The following is a 16375-nucleotide window of genomic DNA, read 5'->3' as shown; positions in this document are numbered from 1 at the left end:
CACGGCACCCCCGGCCGAAGCCGTTTTCCGTGGCACCTTCGGCCGAGCGGGGTCAGCCCGGCCATGCGACGGTCGCCGTCCCGCCGGTCCGGTGCCGCTCGGCCCGGATCCGCAGCAGTTCGGCGGTGGCCTGGTCGGCGGGCAGGAACGCCTCCAGGTGGAGCTCGGCGAGCGTGATGTCGGTCGCGGTGGCGAACGAGGTCAGCATGGTGATCAGGCGCAGCTCACCGTCCGCCGACGCCAGCCGCACCGGTACGGAGAAGCCCAGGTGTTCCGGTCCGACGGGAGCCTGGGGCACATATCCGGCCAGCTCGGCGACGAAGTCGTCAAGGCGGGGGTCCGGGCTCCGCCGGGCTCTGGCACGCAGGTTCTCGATGACGTGCCGGCCCCACTCGCTCAGGTTCCGGACCCTGGGCGCCATGCCCTCCGGGTGGAGCATGAGCCGCAGCATGTTGACCGGCGGTCGGAGCAGCTCGGGTGAGGCGTCCTCGGTGAACACCTCGACGGCGTCGTTGGCCGCCACCACCCGTCCGTACGGCGCGACGATCAGGGCCGGGTAGGGCAGATGACCGTGCAGGATCTGGCCGAGGGCGGCGCGGACCGGGCGCAGCGCCACCTCGTCCAGGCCCGACTCGGTGAACACCGGCGCGTAGCCGGCCGTGGTGAGCAGGTCGTTGCGCTCGCGCAGCGACAGGCCGAGCGACTCGGCCAGCCGGATGACGACCGCTCGGCCCGGCCGCGAGCGGCCGCTTTCGATGAAGCTCAGATGGCGCTGGGTCGTGCCGGCCAGATTGGCCAGTTCGAGCTGGCTGATCCGCCGGACCGCCCGCCAGTGCCGCAGTTCGGCGCCGACGCCGTTGCGCTCGGTTGTCATGCTCACCGGTTGGTTCTACCTGCCCTCCTCGCCGCTGGGCGATTCCCTCGAAGGAATTGCCGGGCGCCGCCGTCCCTCAGCACGATCGTGCCCTGGCGTCCGGCCGACGCCGAAGCGGCCCGCGTTGTCGCGCGGCTTCGCTGTCAAATCATGAATGTGAGGCTTTTGATGAAGAGCTATCGCCTGGACCCGGGCTCGGGCCTTGCCGGGCTGACGCTCCAGGACCGGGACGAGCCCGAACCGGGGCGCGGGCAGGTCGTGGTCAGGATCCGGGCCAACTCGATCGGTTTCCGTGACCTGATGGTACTGGGCGGCGCGTACGTGCTGCCGGTCAGGCCCGGCGTGGTGCCCGGTTGCGAGGGGGCAGGGGAGGTCGTGGCCGTCGGTGAGGACGTCACCCGGGTCGCGCCGGGCGATCGGGTGGCGGCCACCGTCTTTCCACGCTGGCTCGACGGCCCGTTCACCCGCGAGAACGCCGCCCAGCTCGGCACCACGATCGACGGCGTGCTGACCGAGTACGCGCTGCTGGACGAGGACGGCGTCGTACCGATCCCGGAGCACCTGTCGTTCGAGGAGGCCGCGGCGCTGCCGCTGGCGGCGGTGACCGCATGGAACGCGCTGACCGCCGGCGGCGCGCCACGACCCGGCTCGACCGTGCTGACCCTGGGTTCGGGCGCCGTGTCGCTGTTCGTCCTGCGGTTCGCCAAGCTGGGCGGCGCCCGCGTGATCGTCACCACGTCCGGTGCGGCCAAGGCCGAGCGGTTGCGGGCGCTCGGGGCGGATGAGGTGATCAACTACCGGGAGAGCCCTGCGTGGGCGGAGGACGTACGCGCACTGACCGGCGGCCGCGGCGTCGATCGGGTGATCGATGCGACGGGACCGCTGACGCAGTCGCTGAAGTCGGTCGCGCCCGACGGCGAGGTGGTCTTCGTCGGCTACTCGCTGTCCGGCGCCGAAGGGGCCAAGCCCGTCGATCCCGCGACCCTGTTCATGGCGGGCGCGGTGCTACGCCGGGTCGCCACCGGCAGCCGGGCCCATTTCCTGGAGATGAACCGCGCTGTCGCGACGCACCGGCTGCGTCCCGTGATCGACCGGGTGTTCCCGTTCGAGCAGGTGCCCGACGCCGTCGCCTACTGCGAGTCGGGCGGCGGGTTCGGCAAGGTGATCATCAGTCACGCCTGACGCGCGAGCTGGTCTGGGAGGTCATCGTGGCGCCCCGCGAGCCCGGCCCTGCGGCGCAGCCAGCGGGTGGAATGGGCGGCCCGCCGGATCCGGCCACCGGCGTAGGGAATGCCACCGGCCAGCGCGGCTCCGAGCGCGAGCCAGCTGCACACCGCCCGCTCCAGGATCCAGACGGGGGCGAGCAGCGAACCGGTCACGGGGAAGACCCGCCGTCCACCCGCCCGCCGCCGGCCCGCCTCGGCCAGCGCCACGGCCACCGCGGCCCCCGCCAGCGGCCCGTGGGGCCGGCGGACGAGGGCGAGCGCGGGCAGCACCGCGAGGAACGCCGCCATCCTGGCCGGTTGCGCGAGATCGTCGTAGGCCTGCCGGACGCGCTGCGACCAGAACCGGCGCGCGTCGCAGGGCAGCCGCCGGACGTACAGGCCGAGCGGGCGCGCCTCGCGCCCGCCGTACGCGCGCACGGTACGGATCAGCTCCAGGTTCTCGAACAGCACGTCACCGTCGTAACCGCTCATGCGCTGGAAGAACGCCCGCCGGATCCCGAACGTGCCCGGGTAGTCGGCGCCCAGGCTGCGGTTGAGCAGCGTCCTGGCCGTGTCCCAGCGGGCGTGCCAGGACAGGGGCGCGAAGTAGTTCTGCGGCCTGACCAGCTCGGCGTCCGCCAGCAGGGCATGGACCGCCGCCAGGCCGGCCGCGTTGTAGCGGACGTCGTCATCGGCGATGACCACCCGGTCCCCGGCCGCCAGCCGCAACCCGGTGATGACCCCCGCGACCTTGCCGTTGGCGCAACGCGACCCGCTCGCCGGACTGACGTGCCGGACGAGGCCGTCCCAGCGGCGGGCGTGCCGGCCGAACAGCTCGGCCGGGCTCCCGTCCACCACGATCACCCGCGCGTGGCCGGCCAGCCAGGACAGGTAGGCGGTCAACTCCTCCAGCCCGGCATCGTCCTCCCAGCGCAACGGCAGCACGTAGTCGAGATCCAACCGGACCCGCCTCCGCTCAGCGGTACCGCTCACGCGGGGACGGGCCGGGCCCGCAGCGAGGGGGCTCCACGCTGCCAGCGGCCCATCACGTGTTCGGCCCACCGCCGTTCCAGCTCCAGCGCGCAGGCGGCGCCGTACACGATGTCACCCGTGTACGGCGGGAAGGCGGTGGCGAAGGCGCCGCACAGGTCGTTGACGGCGATCTGCTCGTGCACGGCATCGGCCTGGACGTGCTCGTCGTAGAAGCGCACGGTCCGCGGCCCGGCGCCGAGCCGGCGCAACCCCGCGGCGTAACGGCGGTTCGGCAGTGACGAGGTCATCTCCAGCGCCGCCAGATGACCCAGCAACGCCCCACGCCACCGGCGGTGCAGCCCGAACAGCGACATGACGTTCGAGATCGCCAGCGTCACCCCGGGGACCCGGTGCAGGTAGGCGCCGTAGGAGTCGTCCAGCCCCAGACCACGCAGGGTGGCACGGAACAGCTCGGAATGCATGCGCTCCGGCCTGCCTCCGCCGTACTCGTCGGACTGGATCTCCACCAGCGCGGCCTTGGGCACCCCAGTGAGCCGCGGCACGGCCCAGGTATGCGGATCGGCCTCCTTCAGATGGTAGATCGACCGGTGTATGACGAACTCCCGGAAATGCTCCAGACTGGCCTCCCGCTGAAGGAACAGCGGGAGCAGCGGCTCCTCCTCCGGGCAGGCCAGCGCGGTCAGCGCCGCCCGCAGCCCAGCGGGTTCGAGACCGCCGGGACGCGGGACCGCCGCCGCGAGGGACCACTCGAAGCACCGTTCCAACTCGGCCCGCAGGCCCAGCAGCGCCGGATCCCACTCCCACCGCTCGTCCACGCCCTCGAAACCCTGGTAATGCAGCTCGTAACAGGCGAACAGCGCCAGCTGCACGTCATCGTCGTCCAGCCCGCCGGTCGTGACGGCGGCATCGAGCCGGTCGGCCCCCGGCGAGCCCGCCAGCCGGTCGAAGAGAGCCTCGGTGAGGGGTCCCCGGGGCGGTGGCAGCCGCATCACGCCTCCCGGTTCCACCTGGGATCACAGTCGTCCGTACGCCCGAGCACTCTGATACCGCGAGCCATGCGCACCCCCTCCTGTGCCGCTCTTTGCTGGCGGCTGCCCCACCGACTGCTCGCCAAACGGGCCCCGAGTGTGGTTGGCCGGAAGATGTCCGGCCGTTTACCGCGGTCGGCCGGGGTAGCCGAAGGGTATGACGGTTACCAGATTTCAGGACCTGCCCCTGGCCGACCGTGACCGCGAGTGGGACGGCGACGCCGCCGACAAGCGGGTGCGTGCCTGGGCCGACGCCGAGGACGAGCCGGACGCCGCCTACCGCGACGCCCACATCTGGTACGACGGCGACAAGCCCGACAACTTCACCAGTTACAAGCTGCTGATCGCCGACGTGGTCAACGGCCGACTCAAGGCCGTGCCCCGTGGCATCATGGCGGCCGGCAACGTCATGCAGGGCGCTCGGGGCGGCATCGACCTGCCCAAGGACGAGATCGGCAGGGTCAAGGCCCACCTCGCCCGCTACTACGAGAAGATGGGCGACACCCCTCCCTGGGACCGCTGACGTAGGGGGCCGCCCGCCCGGCCTCCTGGCCGGTTCCGCCCGCCTTTACCTGGTCACGGGTTACCGGATCGGCTGTAGGGCAGGCGCATGAGGGTGGGAGTCGTCGAGCGAAGGAGCCGCATCATGGCCACCAAGCGCACCACCCGTGAGCGGCGGCCGCAGGTGACGTTGCCCCGGATCGGCACAGTCATCCTGCCGCCACCCGAGCACCTCGCCTTCTACGCGGTCCTCGTGGCGCTGGGCGTCCTGGAGATCGTGGAGTGGCCGATCGCGTGCATCGTCGGCATCGGCCACCTGCTGGCCAGCCAGCACCACTTCCCCAGCCTGCGCGGCGCGGGCGAGGCCGCCGAAGCCGCCTGACGCTGACCTGAAGGCCCTGACCGCTCGAACCCGGCCCCGGCGGAAATCCGGTCGACGGCCGGGGTTCGCCGCTGTCAGCATGGGCGTGATGTCCCGAGCGTAGAAGCACCTCGATCACTCACGGGGGATGGTCTCCGGAGCCCCAGGCCCGGCGTCGCGACCGTCGCCCCGTTCGCTGTGCTGTCCGAATGACACGGATCTTCCTGGTGATCGAGGTGCGGGCGTCGCGGACGCCCCGAGAGGGACTTCATGAAGCTTCACGAATACGCGCGGTACGACGCCGTAGGTCTGCGGAACCTGATCAGAACGGGCGAGGTGCGCGCCGGCGAGGTCGAGGCCGCCGCCCGGCAGGCCCTCGCACTGGTGAACCCCGAGGTGAACGGCCTGGCGCTGCCGCTGTTCCGGCCGGCGCTGGACCACGCCGCCGACGGGCCCTTCACCGGCGTCCCGTTCCTGATCAAGGACCACGGGCCGATGGCCGAGGGGGTGCCGTTCACCCTGGGCAGCCGGAGCATACCGGGCATCGCCGCCCGGCACGACACCGACCTGATGGCCCGTTTCCGGGCCGCCGGCCTGGTCACCCTGGGCCTGACCACCGTCCCGGAGATGTGCCTGAGCTTCGCCACCGAGCCGCTCAGGTACGGCCCGGCCCGCAACCCGTGGGATCCGGCCAGGGGCGCGGGCGGATCGAGCGGTGGCGCCGCCGCGCTGGTGGCGGCCGGAGCCGTGCCTATCGCGCATGCCAGCGACGGCGCCGGCTCCATCCGGGTCCCGGCCTCCTGCTGCGGGCTGGTCGGGCTCAAACCGAGCCGGGGCCGCGTCCCGTGCGGGCCCGACGCGGGAGAGCCGATGCTCGGCATGGCCTACGAGTTCGCGCTGACACGCACCGTCCGTGACGCCGCCCACCTCCTGGACGCCGTCCACGGCCCGGGAATCGGTGACAAGTACACCGCGCCGCCGCCGCGCCGCCCGTACGCCGCCGAGCTGGGCGCCCGTCCCGGCCGGCTCAGGGTGGCCGTGACCACCGCGGCCTGGTCGGGCGCCGCCGTGGACGCGCCGGTCGCCGCGGCGGCGGTCCAGGCCGGCCGGGTGCTGGAGCAGGCCGGGCACCAGGTCGAGGCGGCCGGCCCGTACGTCGACTGGGACGCCGTCACGCGGTCCTGCGTCGCGGAGGGGGTCGCGATCGCCTCGACTCTGCTCCTGGCTCCCCGCCGACCCGACCGGGCGCTGATGGAGGCGGTCTCCCGGCAGTTCCTGCGCACCGCCGAGCAGTACAGCGCGCTGGACCTGCTGGCCGCCTTCGACGCCCAGAACCGGGTGACCCGATCGGTGAGCGCGTTCTTCACGGACTACGACGTGCTCGTCACCCCGACCCTGGGCCGCCTCCCCGCACCGCACGGCACCCTGGACTACGACGACCCGGAGCACACCGTGTTCACCTGGCTGGCGGCGATGGCCGAGTACGGGTCGTTCACGCAGGTGTTCAACGTCACCGGCCACCCCGCGATCAGCCTGCCGCTGGGCGAGGCCGGCGGCGGGCTGCCGATCGGCGTGCAGCTCGCCGCCCCGTACGGCCGCGAGGACCTGCTGTTCCAGGTCGCCGCGTACCTGGAACAGGCCATGCCGTGGCAGGACCGGCTCCCGCCGGTATGGAGCCTGTACGAGGAGCGCGGGGCCACCTCGCTGTAGGCGGACGTCCATGGGGACCCCATCGGAGCCCGATGTCCTCGCCCGGTGCGCCAGCGGTGCGACACGAGCAGGTCACACGGTATCTCCCCAGTTCCCTGGGCAGTGGGCGGGGACATGACCTAATCACTTGCCCCGCCCCTACCGAAAGGGGACGAACCCCCATGGACGAACCGCTGCGGATCAGTGCGAGCATCGTCGACTACGCGCTGGTCGTGGCCTATTTCGCGGTGGTGCTGCTGGTCGGGCTCGCCGCGCGCCGGAGGGTGTCCGGCAGCCTCGACTTCTTCCTGTCGGGCCGGTCCCTGCCTGCCTGGATCACCGGCCTGGCCTTCATCTCGGCCAACCTCGGCGCCGTCGAGATCATCGGGATGTCGGCCAACGGCGCCCAGTACGGCATGCCGACGATGCACTATTACTGGATCGGCGCCATCCCCGCGATGCTCTTCCTCGGTGTCGTGATGATGCCCTTCTATTACGGGTCGAAGGTGCGCAGCGTCCCGGAGTTCATGCTCCGCCGCTTCGGCCCGGGCGCGCACCTGGTGAACGCGATCAGCTTCGCCCTCGCCCAGATCCTCATCGCGGGGATCAACCTCTTCCTGCTGGCCACCGTGGTCAACAGCCTGCTCGGCTGGCCGTTGTGGGTCGCCCTGCTGCTCGCCGCCGCGATCGTGCTGAGCTACATCACCCTCGGCGGGCTGTCGGCGGCCATCTACAACGAGGTCCTGCAGTTCTTCGTCATCGTCGCCGCGCTGCTGCCGCTCACCCTGATCGGGCTGCACCGCGTCGGCGGGGTCGGCGGGCTGATCGACCGGGTGGAGCAGTCCGTGGGCGGCGGCGCCGAGCAGTTGCGCGCGTGGCCGGGCAGCGAGCTGGCCGGATTCGACAACCCGATCCTGTCCGTGGTCGGCATCGTCCTGGGCCTGGGCTTCGTGCTCTCCTTCGGCTACTGGACGACGAACTTCGTCGAGGTCCAGCGCGCGCTGGCCACCCCCTCAATGTCCGCCGCGCGGAACACGCCGATCGTCGCCTCGTTCCCGAAGATGTTCATCCCGTTCGTCGTCGTGATCCCCGGGATGATCGCCGGGGTGCTCGTGCCCGAGGTGATGCGCCTCAAGGCCGAACAGGCCGCGGGGGTCACCTACAACGACGCGATCCTGCTGCTCATCCGCGACGTGCTGCCCAACGGGCTGCTCGGCGTCGCCCTGGCGGGACTGCTGGCCGCGTTCATGGCGGGCATGGCGGCCAACATCTCCGCCTTCAACACGGTCTTCAGCTACGACCTGTGGCAGCGGTACGTGAGGCAGGACCGGCCTGACGGTTACTACGTGAAGGTCGGCCGGTGGGCCACGGTCGGCGCGACGCTGCTGGCCATCGGCACCGCGTTCATCGCGGCCGGCTACAGCAACCTGATGAACTACCTGCAGACGCTGTTCGGCTTCTTCAACGCGCCGCTGTTCGCCACCTTCATCCTCGGCATCCTCTGGAAGCGGATGACCGCGACCGCGGGCTGGGCCGGGCTGGTGGCCGGGACGCTGGGCGCGGTCGCGGTATGGGTGATGAACGAGGCCGGCGTGATCAGCCTGCCCGGGCAGGGGGCGGCGTTCGTCTCGGCGGGTGTGGCGTTCGTGGTCGACATCGTGGTCAGCGTCCTGGTCACCCTGGTGACCGCGCCCAAGCCGGCGAGCGAGCTCTCCGGGCTCGTCCTGTCGGAGACGCCCAAGCGGCTGCGTACGGATCCGGCCGCCAACCGGCTGCCCTGGTATCGCGCGCCGGCGAAGCTGGCGGGGATCTCCCTGGTGCTCGTCATCGTCCTCAACCTGATCTTCCGATGACCATCCCCCACGACCTCACGAGGAGTCGGACATGAGCAAGGCACAGCCCACCTCGGACCGTGACGGCGACGCCCGGGAGGGCGCCGAGCCGCGCAGGGCCGGCGCCTTCGACGTACGCGTCGTCATCGCCGCGCTGATCGGCTTCTACGGCATCGTGCTGATCATCATGGGGCTCGTCGCGGATACGGCCCAGGCCCGGGCCAAGACCGGCGACGTGAACGCCAACCTGTGGGCCGGCCTCGGCATGGCGGTGGTGGCCCTCGCCTTCGTGGTGTGGGCGCGCCTGCGCCCCGTGATCATCGAGCCGCCTTCGGACTCCACGGATTCCTAGAGAGCCGGGTCGGGTGATGGCCGGCGGCAAGGGCCCGGCCGGAGCACGGCCGGGCCCCCGCGCGCGTGGTCTCGCAGGCGCTCGTCAACGGGACTCGGGTGCCACGTATTCGAAGGTCGGCCCGGCCACCGTGCCGTCCCCGTCGGGCATCAGCATCAGGGCCTGGGCCTGGCCCTTGAGCGCGTACATGGTGCCGGTGGCGGCGGCGATCAGCTTCGGTTCGCCGTTGAACGCCTCTTCGAGCTGCCCCAGGAGGCCGCAGTAGGCGCTGTTGAACTTCTCCTGCGCCGTGCGGATCTCGCTGCCCGGAGCGTGGTCGGCCACGAGCGGGTTGCGCCGCATCGGCTGTACGGCGGCGAAGTCCACCGAGAGCGCCTCGCCGGTGGGCCCGGACTGCGAGGTGTCACCCCGCCGGTAGCGCCGGCCGAGCTTGAGTTCCTGGAACCGGTAGTAGTGCGCGACCTCGTCCCGATCCGGGTGGAAGACGTCCTGGTCGCCGTCCCAGATCTGGCCGCGCGAGGTGCCTTCGCCCTCCGCGACGATCTCCTCCAGCGCCCCCAGCGCGGACTCCAGGTCCTCGACCGCGAACAACGATCCTCCCGTGTGCCGGAAGTGGCCGACGTTCACCTGGCGGGCCGGGTCGCCGCTGAAGACCGCCCGCTCCCCCAGCCGGTCGCACAGGTGACGCAGCCCCTCCTCGATCGCGGCGTAGAACTGCCCGATGGTCTCGTACCTGTCGCCCTCCGCGGGGGCACCGGGCGGCGCGGGCTGTTCCAGCCGCAGGAACATCTCCAGCGCCTCCGGGCCGAACGGAAGCAGCGACAGCTCCAGCGAACGATCACCGTGCGGCAACCCCCGGGGATACGGCGGCAGCAGGTGCGGCGTGTCCAGCCGTGGCCGGCCGCCGACGGCGTTGAGCAGGTTCGCGGCGAGGGCCAGGTGCAGCATCTCCTCGATGAAGACGCTGCCCACCACGTCGGCGGCCTCGGGGTTGCGCTCCGCGTCGAGGGAGTAGAGTGCGCACAGGTACGGCGGCAACGTCGCGTGCTCCAGCTCGACCGCCCACTGGAGGTGCTCACGCAGGCTGTCGAGGGTGTCGATCCGTGCCGTGACGGGTTCCGGGTGTTTCATGGGGTTGACGTCCTGCCTTGTGGTGAGGGGGCGTTCACGTAACGTGATCGCCATCCTTGGGTCGCCAACTAGGACAGGACGGCCCCGGGGTTTGTGACAGCCGCCGATCGGCGGGCGTCGTCAGGTTCAGTGATCGTCCCAGTGTCCCTCGTGCGAGGCGTGGCGATGCCCGTCATGGACGTAGTCCACGTGATCGCCGTGCGGGACGGCCACGTGCCCGCACTCCGGCCCGTGCTGATGCTCGTGGCCCTGGTGCGTGACGTGCGACTTCGGACCGCACTCGTCCACGTGGTCCTCGTGGATGCGATGCATGCAGCCGTCGTGAACGTAGTCCACGTGATCACCATGCGGGATCGACACATGCCCGCAGCCGGGCCCGTGCCCGTGGGTGTGGCCGCCATGCTGGCGATGCTCGGTACTCACCGACATGTCAAGACTCCTCATGAAATACGTGCCTTCAGTACTCATGAGAGAACTGCCCGATGTCGTGGCGTTAAGTGCGACATTTGCCTGACCGATACCACTCTTGGGTATCTGCGGACCTTCGATCGGGGATCCGCAGGGGGTCCGCGGCACCGGTCAGGAGCTCATGGTGCCGGGGGTTCGTCCCGATCGGTGGACGGCGTGTCGAGCAGCGGCGTGAGCCGGTCGTACTCGGCGATCGGCGCAGGAAGGTCGCCGAGCGGCAGGTGGATGCGGTTGTGCCACCACACGTCCATGCCGACGCCGCCGGCGCCGGGGATGTCGTACCGGGAGCCGGCCACGAACAGCACCCGTTCCGCGGGCAGCCCCAGCCGGTCCAGCGCCATCCGGTAGGGCTCGGGGCGGGGCTTGTACGCGCCGGCCTCCTCCGCCGTCACGACGACGTCGAAGGGCACGCCCGCGCGCTCCGCCGCGCGCCGCCCCAGCTCACGGGAGCAGTTGGTCACCACCCCGGTCCGCACGTGGCGGGCCAGCTCACCGATGACCCGCGGCGCCTCGGGCCACGGCGCCAGCTCGTCCCAGCGGGCGGCGAGCGCCGGCGCGAGCTCGGGACCCAGCCCGCGGGCCCGGGCCGCCGCGGCCACGAGCTCCTCGTACGGCGTGTACGAGCCCGCCCCGTAGGCCAGCCGCAGATACTCCCCGCGCCACTCCCGCCCCGCGGCGGGACCACCGGCCACCGAGTCCCACAGCGACCACGAGTCGAGCACCGCGGTCAGCAGGTCGAACAGCACGGCCTCGTAACGCCCGGCCACCCCGGGACGCGCGACCCCGGTCACCAGGCCGCCCCGGACACCAGCGCGGCGAACCGGGCGGCTCCGGCGTTCCCCCCTGACAGGATCACGCCGACCCGGCGGCCGGCGAAGCGCCCCGGGTTGCCCAGCACGGCGGCGAGCGCGCTCGCCCCGGACGGCTCGACGACGGTCTTCACCCGCTCGAACAGCAGGACCATCGTCTCGACCAGGGCCGCGTCCTCGACGAGGAGCACCTCGTCCACCTCCCGGCGGTTGATCTCGAAGGTCAGCGCTCCGGGGATCTCGACCTGCTGCCCGTCGGCGATGGTGTGCGGGACCGGAATGCGCACCCGCTCCCCCGCGGCCAGCGACAGCGCGGTGTCGTTGCCGGCGGCGGGCTCGACCCCGATGAGCTCGACGTCCGGCAGCAGGGCACGCGCCGCGGTGGCGCAGCCGGCCATCAGCCCGCCGCCGCTCATGGGGACGACGAGGGTGTCCAGGGGCCCGGCATCCTCGATGAGCTCCAGCGCGGCCGTGCCCTGGCCCGCCATGACCATCGGGTCGTCGAACGCGGGGACCGGCACGAGACCCCGTTCCTCGGCGAGCAGGCGGGCCTTGACCTCGCGGTCCTCGCGGTAGCGGTCATAGGTGACGATCGTCGCGCCGTACTGCTCGGTCGCGATGCGCTTGGCCACCGGGGCGTCCTCGGGCATGAGCACGGTGGCCCGGGTGCCGACCAGCGCCGCCGACAGCGCCACGGCCTGCGCGTGGTTGCCGGACGACCAGGTGCACACCCCACGGGCAAGCTCGTCCGCGGTCAGGGAGGAGATCCTGTTGTACGCGCCGCGGAACTTGAACGCGCCCGCCCGCTGCAGGTTCTCGGCCTTCAGCAGGAGCGTCGCGCCGGTCATCGTGTCCAGGGTGCGCGAGGTCAGCACCGGCGTGCGGTGCGCGACCCCCGCGATCCGGCCCGCGGCCGCGCGGACGTCCTCGAAGGTGATGGGCACGCCCCCTGGAGCGTGTCCCGCCTCGGCCTGGCTCATGACGTGTCCCTTCCTGAGGTGCCCGCGCGGACCGTGGCCACGACAAATCGCAGCCGGGCCCGGTCCGCTCCGCCACCGCCGTCGGTGCCCAGTCCGGTTACTTCGTGAGAGGAGCCAGCTTCGGGTCGTTGGCGTAGGACTCGGCGGCGTTCTCCTTGGTCACGATGACCGGCGGCAGGAGGTAGGCCGGGACCACCTTGGAGCCGTTGTTGTAGGTCTTCGTGTCGTTGATCTGCGGCGTGCCGCCGGACTGCAGGGTCTTGACCATGTTCACGGTCTCGGCGACCAGCTTGCGGGTGTCCTTGTTGATCGTGGAGTACTGCTCGCCCGCCATGATCGACTTGACCGACTCGACCTCGGAGTCCTGCCCGGTCACGACGGGAATCGGCTTGCCCGCGCCCTTGACCGAGGTGATGATCGCGCGGGCGAGGGTGTCGTTCGGGGACAGCACGCCGTCGAGCGTCTTGTCGCCGGCGTTGTAGGTCGAGGTCATGAGCGCGTCCATCCGCTGCTGCGCGTTCTCGGCCTTCCAGCCCTGGATCGCGGTCTGCTTGATGTCGGTCTGACCCGAGCCGACGACCACGTCACCCTTGTCGATGAGCGGCTTGAGCACGTCCATCGCGCCGTTGAAGAAGACGCTCGAGTTGTTGTCGTCCGGCGAGCCGGAGAACAGCTCGATCGTCCACGGGCCCTTCTCCTTCTTCGCCTTCATGCCGTCCAGCAGGGCCTGGCCCTGCAGCTGGCCGACCTTGAAGTTGTCGAAGGCGATGTAGTAGTCCACGTCCGGGGTGTTGGTGATGAGCCGGTCGTAGGCGATGACGGTGGCGCCGGCCTGCTTGGCCTGGCTGACCTGGGTGGACAGCTGCGCGGCGTCGGTCGCGCCGATGACGATGACCTTCGCGCCCTTGGTGACCATGCTGGAGATCTGCGCCTGCTGGTCGGCGACGGTGGTCGACGCGCCCGCGTACTGCACGTCGGACTTGAACCCGGCCTCCTGGAGGCCGGTGGTGAACAGGTCACCGGCCAGCACCCAGTTCTCCGAGGTCTTCGCCGGCAGCGCGACGCCGATGAGCGAGTCGGCCGGGAAGCCCTTGGCGGCGGCGGTGCTGCTGCCACTGGTCCCGGCGCTGGTGGTGCCCTCACGCTCGCTGGCGCAGCCGGCGCCCAGCGTGAGCAGCGCCACGGCGCCGACGGCCGCGATGCTTCTGGCAAAGTATGTCCGCATGGGGAAAAAGACCCTTCTTTACTGTGTGGCGGGGGGTGATGGGAGCGCTCTGATGTCTGGCGCCGTCTGGGTGGTCGAGCGGTCAGCCGGCAACGGGAGCCTTGTCGGGATCGGAGCTCGTACTTGATGGACCTGCCGGTCCTGCCGGAGCGTCCCGCTGGAAGGGGCGCATCAGCGTCCCGATGATGGAGAAGCGTCCCTGGCTCTTGTTGTAGACGTCGAGCGCGACGGCGAGCAGCAGGACCAGACCCTTGATGATCTGGACCATGTCCGAGCCGACACCCTCAAGCTGCAGGCCGTTGTTGAGCAGGGCCATGACCAGGCCGCCGACGATCGACCCGCTGATGGTACCAAGCCCCCCGGACACCGCCGCGCCGCCCACGAACACGGCCGCGATGGCGTCGAGCTCCCAGTTGAGGCCGTCCTGCGGGCCGGAGGCCGCGGACCGCGCCACGAAGATCATGCCGGCCAGGGCTGCCAGGACGGACATGTTCATCATGACGAAGAAGTTGACCCGCTTGAGCTTCACGCCGGACAGCTCCGCCGCCCGCGCGTTCCCGCCGACCGCGTAGATGTGCCTGCCCCCGATGGTGTTGCGCGTGTAGAACGAGTACGCGAGCACCAGCACGATCAGGATGATCCCGGAGATCGGCAGGCTGGTGCCGATGCGGCCACCGGCGAAGCGCAGCGTGGCGAAGATGATCACCCCGAGCATCACGGCCAGCCGCAGCAGCGAGATCCACATCGGCGCGACCTCGGCGTTCATCTCGCGCCGCTTCTGCCGTGCCCGCAGCTCCCGCCAGATGACGCCCACGCAGGCGAGCACGCCGAGCAGCAGCGTCAGGTTGTTGTAGCCGGTGTCCGGCCCCACCTCGGGCAGGTAGCCGGCGCCGATCTCGCGGAAGCCGTGCGGGACCGGCACCGTGTCCGCGTTGCCGATGTACTGGTTGCCCCCGCGGAACAGCAGCATGCCGGCCAGGGTCACGATGAACGCCGGCACCCCGACGTAGGCCACCCAGAAACCCTGCCAGGCCCCGATCAGCGCCCCGACGACCAGGCCGAGCACGATGCCCAGCGGCCACGGGATCGCGTATTCCTGCATCGCCTTGGCGACCACGATGCCGGTGAAGGCGGCGATCGAGCCGACCGACAGGTCGATGTGCCCGGCGACGATCACCATCAGCATGCCGATGGCCAGGATCAGGATGTAGGAGTACTGGCTGACCACCGCGATGAGGTTGCCGGAGGTCAGCGTCAGTCCGTTGGTCCAGATCTGGAACAACAGCACGATCGCCACGAGCGTGAAGATCATGCCGAACTGGCGGGCGTTGGAGGTCGTGCCCCCGAACAGGTTCTTCTGCAGGTCTTTGATACGGCTCATGGCGTGGGGATCTTCTTCATTGAGGTCATCTGCTTCATGAGGAGCTCGGGATCGGCCTGGCTACGCGGCACGTCGCCGGTGATGGAGCCCTCGAACACGGTGTAGATGCGGTCGCACAGGCCGATGAGCTCGGGCAGCTCGGAGGAGATGACGATGACGCCCTTGCCCTGGTCGGCGAGCCGCTGGATGATCCCGTAGATCTCGTACTTGGCGCCCACGTCGATGCCGCGCGTGGGCTCGTCGAGGATCAGCAGGTCGGGGTCGGTGAACATCCACTTCGCCAGGACGACCTTCTGCTGGTTGCCGCCGGAGAGCTTCGTCACGCCCTCGTCGACGCTCGGCGTCTTGACCCGCAGGTTCTTGCGGTACTCCTCCGCGACCAGATGCTCGCGGACCTGGTCGATCACCCCGTGCCGGGAGATCTTCGACAGCTTGGCGGCCACCATCGAGGTCTTGATGTCGTCGAGCAGGTTGAGGCCGACCGCCTTGCGGTCCTCGCTCACGTAGGCCAGGCCGTGCCGGATGGCGTCGGCCACCGTACGCAGCTGGATCTCCTCGCCGTCCTTGAAGACCTGGCCGGACAGGTAGACCCCGTAGGAGCGGCCGAACAGGCTCATCGCCAGCTCGGTGCGCCCGGCCCCCATGAGACCGGCGAACCCGACGATCTCGCCGCGCCGGACGGTGAAGCTCGAATGCTTGCACACCAGCCGGTCGGCCGCGATCGGGTGCCGCACCGTCCAGTCGCGGACCTCGAAGAACACCTCGCCGATGCGCGGCGTGTGGTCGGGGAACCGGCTGTGCAGCTCACGGCCGACCATGCCGCGCACGATGCGGTCCTCGTCCACGCCGTCGGCCTTGACGTCGAGGCTCTCGATCGTCCGGCCGTCCCGCAGGATCGTGATGGTGTCGGCGACCGCCGCGATCTCGTTCAGCTTGTGGGAGATGATGATCGAGGTGATCCCGCGCTCCCGGAAGCCGCGCAGCAGGTCGAGCAGGTGCTGGGAGTCGGCCTCGTTGAGCGCCGCGGTCGGCTCGTCGAGGATGAGCAGCTTGACGTCCTTCGCGAACGCCTTGGCGATCTCGACGAGCTGCTGCTTCCCGACGCCGATGTCCTTGATCAGGGTGTCCGGGTCCTCTTGGAGCCCGACCTGTTCCAGCAGTTCGAGCGCCCGGTGCTGGGCGGCCTTCCAGTCGATCGCGCCGCGCCTGCGCGGCTCGTTGCCGAGGAAGAGGTTCTCGGCGATCGACATGCCCGGCACCAGCGCGAGCTCCTGGTGGATGATGACGATGCCGGCCTGCTCGCTGGCCCGGATGTTGGGAAAGCGGACCTCCTCGCCCTGGTAGACGATGTCGCCGGTGTAGGTGCCGTACGGGTGCACGCCGCTGAGCACCTTCATGAGCGTGGATTTGCCCGCGCCGTTCTCACCGCAGATCGCGTGGATCTCGCCCGCCCGCACCTTGAGGTTGACATCGGCGAGCGCCGTCACACCGGGGAAGGTCTTCGTGATGGAACGCATCTCGAGCAGGCTCGAGGCATGGGTCATGA

At 70.5% G+C, this 16375-nt stretch carries 16 protein-coding genes; 6 read left to right on the top strand and 10 right to left on the bottom strand.

Going from position 1 to position 16375, the window contains the following annotated elements:
• Window positions 1-52 precede the first annotated feature (52 nt).
• Window positions 53-874 carry a helix-turn-helix domain-containing protein gene (locus tag BLS95_RS11565; protein ID WP_090930900.1) on the bottom strand — a complete coding sequence of 274 codons (822 nt, stop codon included), beginning with the start codon at window positions 872-874 and terminating at the stop codon, window positions 53-55.
• A gap of 168 nt (window positions 875-1042) precedes the next feature.
• Here BLS95_RS11565 and BLS95_RS11560 point away from each other — a divergent pair, with 168 nt between their 5' ends.
• Entirely contained in the window at window positions 1043-2056 is a 1014-nt protein-coding gene (locus BLS95_RS11560) for a zinc-dependent alcohol dehydrogenase family protein (RefSeq protein ID WP_090930899.1), read from the top strand.
• Here BLS95_RS11560 and BLS95_RS11555 read toward each other — a convergent pair.
• Complete coding sequence (locus BLS95_RS11555; protein WP_090930898.1) at window positions 2047-3072, bottom strand: glycosyltransferase family 2 protein; 1026 nt, start codon at window positions 3070-3072, stop codon at window positions 2047-2049. The genes BLS95_RS11560 and BLS95_RS11555 overlap by 10 nt on opposite strands.
• Window positions 3069-4061 (bottom strand): iron-containing redox enzyme family protein, encoded by a 993-nt coding sequence (locus BLS95_RS11550; RefSeq protein ID WP_090930897.1) that lies wholly within the window; start codon window positions 4059-4061, stop codon window positions 3069-3071. Before BLS95_RS11550 ends, BLS95_RS11555 begins: the two co-directional genes overlap by 4 nt.
• 196 nt (window positions 4062-4257) lie before the next feature.
• Here BLS95_RS11550 and BLS95_RS11545 point away from each other — a divergent pair, with 196 nt between their 5' ends.
• From BLS95_RS11545 to BLS95_RS11525, 5 genes are all read left to right on the top strand, one after another.
• Entirely contained in the window at window positions 4258-4623 is a 366-nt protein-coding gene (locus tag BLS95_RS11545; protein WP_090930896.1) for a hypothetical protein, read from the top strand.
• A gap of 123 nt (window positions 4624-4746) precedes the next feature.
• Window positions 4747-4983 (top strand): hypothetical protein, encoded by a 237-nt coding sequence (locus BLS95_RS11540; protein WP_090930895.1) that lies wholly within the window; start codon window positions 4747-4749, stop codon window positions 4981-4983.
• Window positions 4984-5232: 249 nt separating this feature from the next.
• On the top strand, window positions 5233-6672 hold the full coding sequence (locus tag BLS95_RS11535) for an amidase (RefSeq protein ID WP_090930894.1): 1440 nt from the start codon (window positions 5233-5235) through the stop codon (window positions 6670-6672).
• 161 nt (window positions 6673-6833) lie between these two features.
• A complete protein-coding gene (locus BLS95_RS11530) occupies window positions 6834-8504 on the top strand; it encodes a sodium:solute symporter family protein (protein WP_090930893.1) in 1671 nt (556 codons plus the stop codon).
• A gap of 31 nt (window positions 8505-8535) precedes the next feature.
• On the top strand, window positions 8536-8835 hold the full coding sequence (locus BLS95_RS11525) for a hypothetical protein (protein ID WP_090930892.1): 300 nt from the start codon (window positions 8536-8538) through the stop codon (window positions 8833-8835).
• Between the two features lie 84 nt (window positions 8836-8919).
• Here the strand turns inward: BLS95_RS11525 and BLS95_RS11520 are convergent, their stop codons facing one another.
• From BLS95_RS11520 to mmsA, 7 genes are all read right to left on the bottom strand, one after another.
• Window positions 8920-9966, bottom strand: coding sequence for a ferritin-like domain-containing protein (locus tag BLS95_RS11520; RefSeq protein WP_090930891.1), 1047 nt, complete (start codon window positions 9964-9966; stop codon window positions 8920-8922).
• 126 nt (window positions 9967-10092) lie between these two features.
• Window positions 10093-10395 carry a hypothetical protein gene (locus tag BLS95_RS11515; protein ID WP_090930890.1) on the bottom strand — a complete coding sequence of 101 codons (303 nt, stop codon included), beginning with the start codon at window positions 10393-10395 and terminating at the stop codon, window positions 10093-10095.
• Between the two features lie 158 nt (window positions 10396-10553).
• Window positions 10554-11225 (bottom strand): HAD family hydrolase, encoded by a 672-nt coding sequence (locus BLS95_RS11510; protein ID WP_218135691.1) that lies wholly within the window; start codon window positions 11223-11225, stop codon window positions 10554-10556.
• Complete coding sequence (locus BLS95_RS11505; protein WP_090930888.1) at window positions 11222-12223, bottom strand: pyridoxal-phosphate dependent enzyme; 1002 nt, start codon at window positions 12221-12223, stop codon at window positions 11222-11224. Before BLS95_RS11505 ends, BLS95_RS11510 begins: the two co-directional genes overlap by 4 nt.
• A gap of 97 nt (window positions 12224-12320) precedes the next feature.
• Complete coding sequence (locus BLS95_RS11500) at window positions 12321-13448, bottom strand: substrate-binding domain-containing protein (RefSeq protein ID WP_090930887.1); 1128 nt, start codon at window positions 13446-13448, stop codon at window positions 12321-12323.
• An 82-nt stretch (window positions 13449-13530) separates the two neighbouring features.
• Complete coding sequence (gene mmsB / locus BLS95_RS11495) at window positions 13531-14829, bottom strand: multiple monosaccharide ABC transporter permease (RefSeq protein WP_090930886.1); 1299 nt, start codon at window positions 14827-14829, stop codon at window positions 13531-13533.
• Window positions 14826-16346 carry a multiple monosaccharide ABC transporter ATP-binding protein gene (mmsA, locus tag BLS95_RS11490; protein WP_218135690.1) on the bottom strand — a complete coding sequence of 507 codons (1521 nt, stop codon included), beginning with the start codon at window positions 16344-16346 and terminating at the stop codon, window positions 14826-14828. Before mmsA ends, mmsB begins: the two co-directional genes overlap by 4 nt.
• Window positions 16347-16375: the final 29 nt, after the last annotated feature.

The sequence above is a fragment of the Nonomuraea jiangxiensis genome (genome assembly GCF_900099965.1).
In the GTDB taxonomy this organism is placed as follows: Bacteria; Actinomycetota; Actinomycetes; order Streptosporangiales; family Streptosporangiaceae; genus Nonomuraea; species Nonomuraea jiangxiensis.
The sequence above is the reverse complement of the archived record's forward strand: the minus strand, read 5'-3'. Positions and strand labels throughout refer to the sequence as shown.